Genomic DNA, 5,147 nt, shown 5'->3' with positions numbered 1-5,147 from the left:
TAAGTAACTCATTAAAGATCGTAATAAATAATAAATTTAAGTAGAGGTTTGATAGGTGATATGGGGTTAGCTCATGAAATTGATAAATTAATAGACAAGCAATACGATACAATGACCTCTAAAAGTGGTAAAGGAGAACTGGCACAGCTAACTCGATTGTTTTCAAAAAATTTCACAGATGGATTGGCAAAAATTGTATATCAATATGATTCTATTGCAACGAATCAGCCTAAGTCAGTTTCAGTTGAATTAGGTTATATTGATAAACAACCGTATGCCAAATATAACAAAAATGGGAAAACTATTTGTGGCGAATTGGCCGATGTTTTATTTGTATATCGTGATGAATGGAATATATCTAATGCATCTGGAGTCATAAGTAAATGGCAATAAAAAAATACCTGTAATACCAATAACAAAGGGGTGTAGTACAGATAAAGAGTACAAGTTACTTTCTGAATGGCCAGTTTTTAACCTTATCAAAGCTCCGATGAGTCAAGTGCCATTGTTAAATAATGTTGGTATTACTAATGGTAATATCAACAAATTGTCTCATGGTTGGTTTGGCGCATGTGCCCCTAATCATAAATTAGTTTGGAAATCACGATGGATGTGTGGGGAAGCAGTTAAGGGAGAGGAGTGCGTTTCAACACTTGGGGAAGTTTTAGAAGGTTTATACCAAAGGAAAAGCATTAAAAACATACAGATTGGCCGAGATTTTAGTTCAATTAAAAAAATTGATAATCAAAATTCTGGCTGGGATGATCTAGTTAATAAGGTTTTAAAGTTGTGTAAGGATTCTAACGCACCATCTGTCTTATCATCATATAATAATACTCGTTTCGCTTCATCATCTATACAATGTTTTATAAAGTCTAAAATCAATAATGGAGCAAATCCAAGGATTAGTTACTTAGCCCATTATTTAAGCGATGTGTTCCAGTTATCCAATGATCTTCAGCCTTTTCCTTTCTTTTATAACGAATGGCTATTTTCGTTGTATGATACTTATGAAAATATCGAGAATTTTAGAGAGCATCTTCAATTTCAAAAAGAGTTACTTGAGCTTATCACCTGGATATATGATGAAATAAAAATAAGAAATCAATCATTTGATTTACTCGAAATTGAGTTGTTAATTAAAGAATATTTAAGTAATAGTGCTCCTGCTGATATGCTCTGTAGTGGATTAATTGGCGATAATAGAATAACTAATATTGATGAACCAAGTGGGAAAGGTATGTTTATTCTAATTGTTACAGTTTCGAGGTTCGAGGTTCGAGAGGTAATTATGCATAATACGATCCTCTTAATGGTATTTTAGTAAAATTGAGATGATCGTTACTTATAACAAATGCATCAACACGATTTACTACACTCGGCAATCTCAGTTTGCTGGGTGTTTCTCGTTTTAAGGCGTCAATATTAAGTATAATTTCTTAGTAGTAAACGTGTTATGCAGGCGTTATGTGTTGGAGTTACCCACGTTTTGTAGACACCACATTAAGTTAGAACTACAGTCTAATCAAGGGGTGTTATATGGGTAAACAAAGAAAGTCAGCGTACACGGAAGAGTTTCGAAAAGAAGCTGTACGTCTCTCACAACTTCCAGACCGAACTGCAACACAAGTTGCTAAGCAACTTGGTGTCAGTGCGCAACAAATAGCTAATTGGAAACGTCAATTTACACGCCTCTCTGATAAACAATTTAATACCCTTGAGGGGATTGATTATTCAAAGCAGGAGACGAAAGAAATGCAGCAATTAAAACTTGAAAATATGCGACTCAAAGAAGAGTTAGAATTCTTAAAAAAGGTCTCTGCGTACTTTGCGAAGCGCCAAGAGTAAAGTACGAATATATTCATAGCTTTATCGGCGAATACACGGTGACGCTGATGTGTCGCGCTTTGAAGGTATCTAGATCTGGATATTATCGCTGGAGAGGCCGCTCACTAAGTGAGCGGCTCTTGAGAAGGCAGCGCTTTGAACTGCTAATTATGCAAACTTATGCTGAGTTTCGAGCTCGTTATGGAGCAGTTCGAATTACCAGGGAATTAATCGCACAAGGTGAGAGCTGCAGTGTTAATTATATTGCTGATATTATGCTAGAAAAACAGATAAAAGCACGTAATGGCAAGTCGTTTAAATATATCAAAGATGTTGCAGCTATAACGAACGTAGCTGATAACTTATTACGTCGAGATTTTGAATCGCCAATAGCAAATCAAAAATGGGTAACAGACATTACTTATATCTGGGTTAAAGATCGTTGGCTATACTTAGCTACAGTAATGGATTTACATTCTAGACGTATTGTTGGTTGGTCATTGAATACAACAATGACCAACCAACTGGTGACTGATGCTTTGAAAATGGCATTCACATCACGTAAGCCCCCTAAGGGGCTTATTATCCACTCAGATCGCGGTGTACAAAGACTTTATGCGTAGACATGGCGGAGAGCCAAGCATGAGTCGTAAAGGTAACTGTTGGGATAACGCAGTAATGGAATCGTTTTTCAGTCGACTAAAAGTCGAACTGATTTATGCGGAAGATTATCAGTCTATAAATGAAGCTAGAGCAGGGATCTTCGAGTACATCGAAGTGTTCTATAACCGCAAAAGAAGGCACTCAGCGTTAGGCTATGTAAGCCCAGTTGAGTATGAAAATAAGTAAAATAGAGAGTGTCTACTTTTCGTGGGGTACTCCAACGACTAATTTGGTTTAATTCAGCCCACAAATTTATTGTGAGCTGAATTAGCTTTTATTTTTTAAGGTGCCTTTACATACATCAAGTGAATTCCTGTTGGGGTGATTTTAGTTAATTCATAACTGTATTCATACCCATATTCATCGAGTAACTTCATGCTATAAAGAGCAAACATCATAGCAAATATGACCCCAAACAATGCACTATATATACAGGTTTTATTTATACTACTTGTCCAATGCTCTCCAATAATTAAACGAGCTTTCTTACCTGATATAATAGTAATACTCATCAAAATTGAATTTAAAATAACGGCAAAAAATCCACCAATAGGTACCCATAAAGTAAACAATGATAATTGTACTTCATCTTTATGGTTTAATAGGTTTTGATAATCTCTCCAAACTCCATTAGTTGGCACCCACCATAATAATGGGATTAATATAAAAAATACTACCCCCAAAAATCTCATCTTAGTTGATGACACGTTCTAGCTCCAAAATAATCTCATCTGTAACTTTATATTCATTCCATAGCCATTCGATTGTTAAATAGGCAACAGCTACTAATACAAAACCTAAAACGATATAGCCAGTCAGTGCTACAATGCCAAACAACATTGCCTCTCCTGCTCCAAACTGTAGCAGTGCCTTGAACATATCAGAACCAACATTGCCAAACCAATCGACTAAATGGTAATCGTCTTTAAATACAAGGTCGGTCGTTGCTATCGCTGCTGATACCACGAAGGTTAATACACCTGCGCCTTTAAATCCGCTTGCTCTCGCTTTAGGACTTAAACCAACTTGCTGAACCTTTGGGCTATTAATAGGGTATTTTTTACCATTCATATTAATTCGAGTGCCATTAACAAGGGCGTGAAGGATTTCTTTTCCATTTTTCTTTCCAGAGAAAGCAATAAATTGCTTTCCTTTACTTTCAATGATGTCCGCCTTGATATTAATGTCACCAAATTGCTTAACTAGGCCTTTTGCATCGAATATTGGGGTTGTGTGCTGAAACCAAGTATTTGCGCTATTAATGCTAGCCGCTAAGAAAGCGGTGTCTTTACCTAAATCAACCCATAAGTTATTTAATAACTTATGGGTATCTTCCATATCTAGAATAACTACGTCTTGATGGTTGTTATTAAGTTCATCAATTAAAGAGCATTGCTGTTCATTACGCCATGAGTCGTCTAATGCCTGAGTTGCTTTAGAGCCACGCGTAATAAGAGGGGAGTCATAAGCTTTTGATGCTTGTGAATTCTCTAATGCTGCGCTTCTCTCTGCTAATCGTTTTTGATAAGCAGCTCTTTTATTTGTAATGAAAGGACTTTCTGTTGCAGGGGGATTACTTTGTAGTGAGGAGCTAGCTGTATTTACTGGCGCTTTATCTCCAATGTTTACTGTACCACCGCCAATCGTAACGCCGCCACAGCTAATAGAACTGCCAGTTAAAGCAGCAGGTTTACCGTTTATGAATACTGATGAAGAGCCAGAAGATATAGTTCTAGGGTGAGGAGGGTGCTTAGGTTTTGCATGGGGCATAAGGCTATCCCCTTCTCTACATGCAGGTGCTCCATCAATATTCACATTTGGTGAGCCTGTTATAATAGGGGTTTGTGGAAACCCATCATGGTCAGTCCCTTTATCGCCTACTTTAACTGCGTTGCCCATTCATCTGTCCTTTGGAATTAATGTAAGCTTAAACTTTAATGACACAAGATTTAAAGATAAAATCATAATAATTAAATCAGGACAGAGTTCTCATTATTTGTTAGCTATTACAAATATGATTACATAGTGATTGAGGGTAATTTCACGCTTGTTGGCATAGTCCCGAAGTCGTATAACAAATGCATCAACACGATTTGCTACACTCGGCGTTGTCAGTTTGCCTTTAGTTTCAGTGATTAAGGCAGTAAAATTCAGCTAGGTCTGTATCGTAGCAAACGTGTTATGCAGGCGTTATAACGCAGTTCAAAACTAATGGTTTAGTCTTCTTATTTAGCTTCTGAACTGAATTTGATCTACATCCAATCTTATAATGACGGTGTAATGTAAGGTCGATGGTTATATTGGAAATATGGATATTACTAAGTAACTTACAGGGAGATTTTATGTTAGGTAAGCATCAAAAAGTTTATGAAGAATTTTATCATTCAACTCATACTAATGAACACTTAGATACTCGTACAGAATTATTGGTAGGGTTGTCAGCAGCAATGGCAATGAACTGTTTACCATGCATTCGATATTACTTACAAGAGTCAAAGAAAGCGGGTATAACAAAGGGTGAAATCACGGATGTTACAGCAAAAGTAATGGCAGTATCCGCTGGTCAAAAGAAACTTCAAATGCAAGAAGTGTTATCTAAATATAAAATAGACTTAGACAACTTTTAGATGCGTTATAACAAATGCATCAACACGATT

Annotated in this window: 8 protein-coding genes; 6 read left to right on the top strand and 2 right to left on the bottom strand. The window is 36.5% G+C overall.

The window, feature by feature from the left end:
* Nucleotides 1-60 precede the first annotated feature (60 nt).
* The 5 genes from PVK71_RS20030 (at nt 61) to PVK71_RS20010 (ending at nt 2,676) form a co-directional block, all read left to right on the top strand.
* On the top strand, nt 61-393 hold the full coding sequence (locus tag PVK71_RS20030; RefSeq protein ID WP_274421085.1) for a hypothetical protein: 333 nt from the start codon (nt 61-63) through the stop codon (nt 391-393).
* Nucleotides 394-490: 97 nt separating this feature from the next.
* Complete coding sequence (locus PVK71_RS20025; protein WP_274421084.1) at nt 491-1,324, top strand: hypothetical protein; 834 nt, start codon at nt 491-493, stop codon at nt 1,322-1,324.
* A gap of 215 nt (nt 1,325-1,539) precedes the next feature.
* Nucleotides 1,540-1,848 carry a transposase gene (locus PVK71_RS20020; protein WP_065624858.1) on the top strand — a complete coding sequence of 103 codons (309 nt, stop codon included), beginning with the start codon at nt 1,540-1,542 and terminating at the stop codon, nt 1,846-1,848.
* A complete protein-coding gene (locus PVK71_RS20015; RefSeq protein ID WP_274421086.1) occupies nt 1,803-2,450 on the top strand; it encodes an IS3 family transposase in 648 nt (215 codons plus the stop codon). The genes PVK71_RS20020 and PVK71_RS20015 overlap by 46 nt, the downstream gene beginning before the upstream one ends.
* Before the next feature lie 19 nt (nt 2,451-2,469).
* On the top strand, nt 2,470-2,676 hold the full coding sequence (locus tag PVK71_RS20010) for an IS3 family transposase (RefSeq protein WP_274421083.1): 207 nt from the start codon (nt 2,470-2,472) through the stop codon (nt 2,674-2,676).
* A 95-nt stretch (nt 2,677-2,771) separates the two neighbouring features.
* Here PVK71_RS20010 and PVK71_RS20005 read toward each other — a convergent pair whose 3' ends face one another.
* Nucleotides 2,772-3,197 carry a hypothetical protein gene (locus tag PVK71_RS20005; RefSeq protein ID WP_146107541.1) on the bottom strand — a complete coding sequence of 142 codons (426 nt, stop codon included), beginning with the start codon at nt 3,195-3,197 and terminating at the stop codon, nt 2,772-2,774.
* On the bottom strand, nt 3,184-4,389 hold the full coding sequence (locus PVK71_RS20000) for a type VI secretion system PAAR protein (protein WP_274421082.1): 1,206 nt from the start codon (nt 4,387-4,389) through the stop codon (nt 3,184-3,186). The genes PVK71_RS20005 and PVK71_RS20000 overlap by 14 nt, the downstream gene beginning before the upstream one ends.
* A 443-nt stretch (nt 4,390-4,832) precedes the next feature.
* On the opposite strand from PVK71_RS20000, the gene PVK71_RS19995 reads away from it, so the two are divergent.
* A complete protein-coding gene (locus PVK71_RS19995) occupies nt 4,833-5,117 on the top strand; it encodes a carboxymuconolactone decarboxylase family protein (RefSeq protein ID WP_155653397.1) in 285 nt (94 codons plus the stop codon).
* The last annotated feature ends 30 nt before the right edge of the window (nt 5,118-5,147 follow it).

The sequence above is a fragment of the Aliivibrio sp. S4MY1 genome, from assembly GCF_028765545.1.
Taxonomy (GTDB): domain Bacteria; phylum Pseudomonadota; class Gammaproteobacteria; order Enterobacterales; family Vibrionaceae; genus Aliivibrio.
Note: the sequence above shows the minus strand (reverse complement) of the source record. Positions and strands in the feature narration are given on the sequence as shown.

Coding starts and splice junctions, on each gene's coding strand:
- PVK71_RS20030 (WP_274421085.1), top strand. CDS start 61: ATGGGGTTAGCTCATGAAATTGATAAATTAATAGACAAGCAATACGAT.
- PVK71_RS20025 (WP_274421084.1), top strand. CDS start 491: ATGAGTCAAGTGCCATTGTTAAATAATGTTGGTATTACTAATGGTAAT.
- PVK71_RS20020 (WP_065624858.1), top strand. CDS start 1,540: ATGGGTAAACAAAGAAAGTCAGCGTACACGGAAGAGTTTCGAAAAGAA.
- PVK71_RS20010 (WP_274421083.1), top strand. CDS start 2,470: ATGAGTCGTAAAGGTAACTGTTGGGATAACGCAGTAATGGAATCGTTT.
- PVK71_RS20000 (WP_274421082.1), bottom strand. CDS start 4,389: ATGGGCAACGCAGTTAAAGTAGGCGATAAAGGGACTGACCATGATGGG.
- PVK71_RS19995 (WP_155653397.1), top strand. CDS start 4,833: ATGTTAGGTAAGCATCAAAAAGTTTATGAAGAATTTTATCATTCAACT.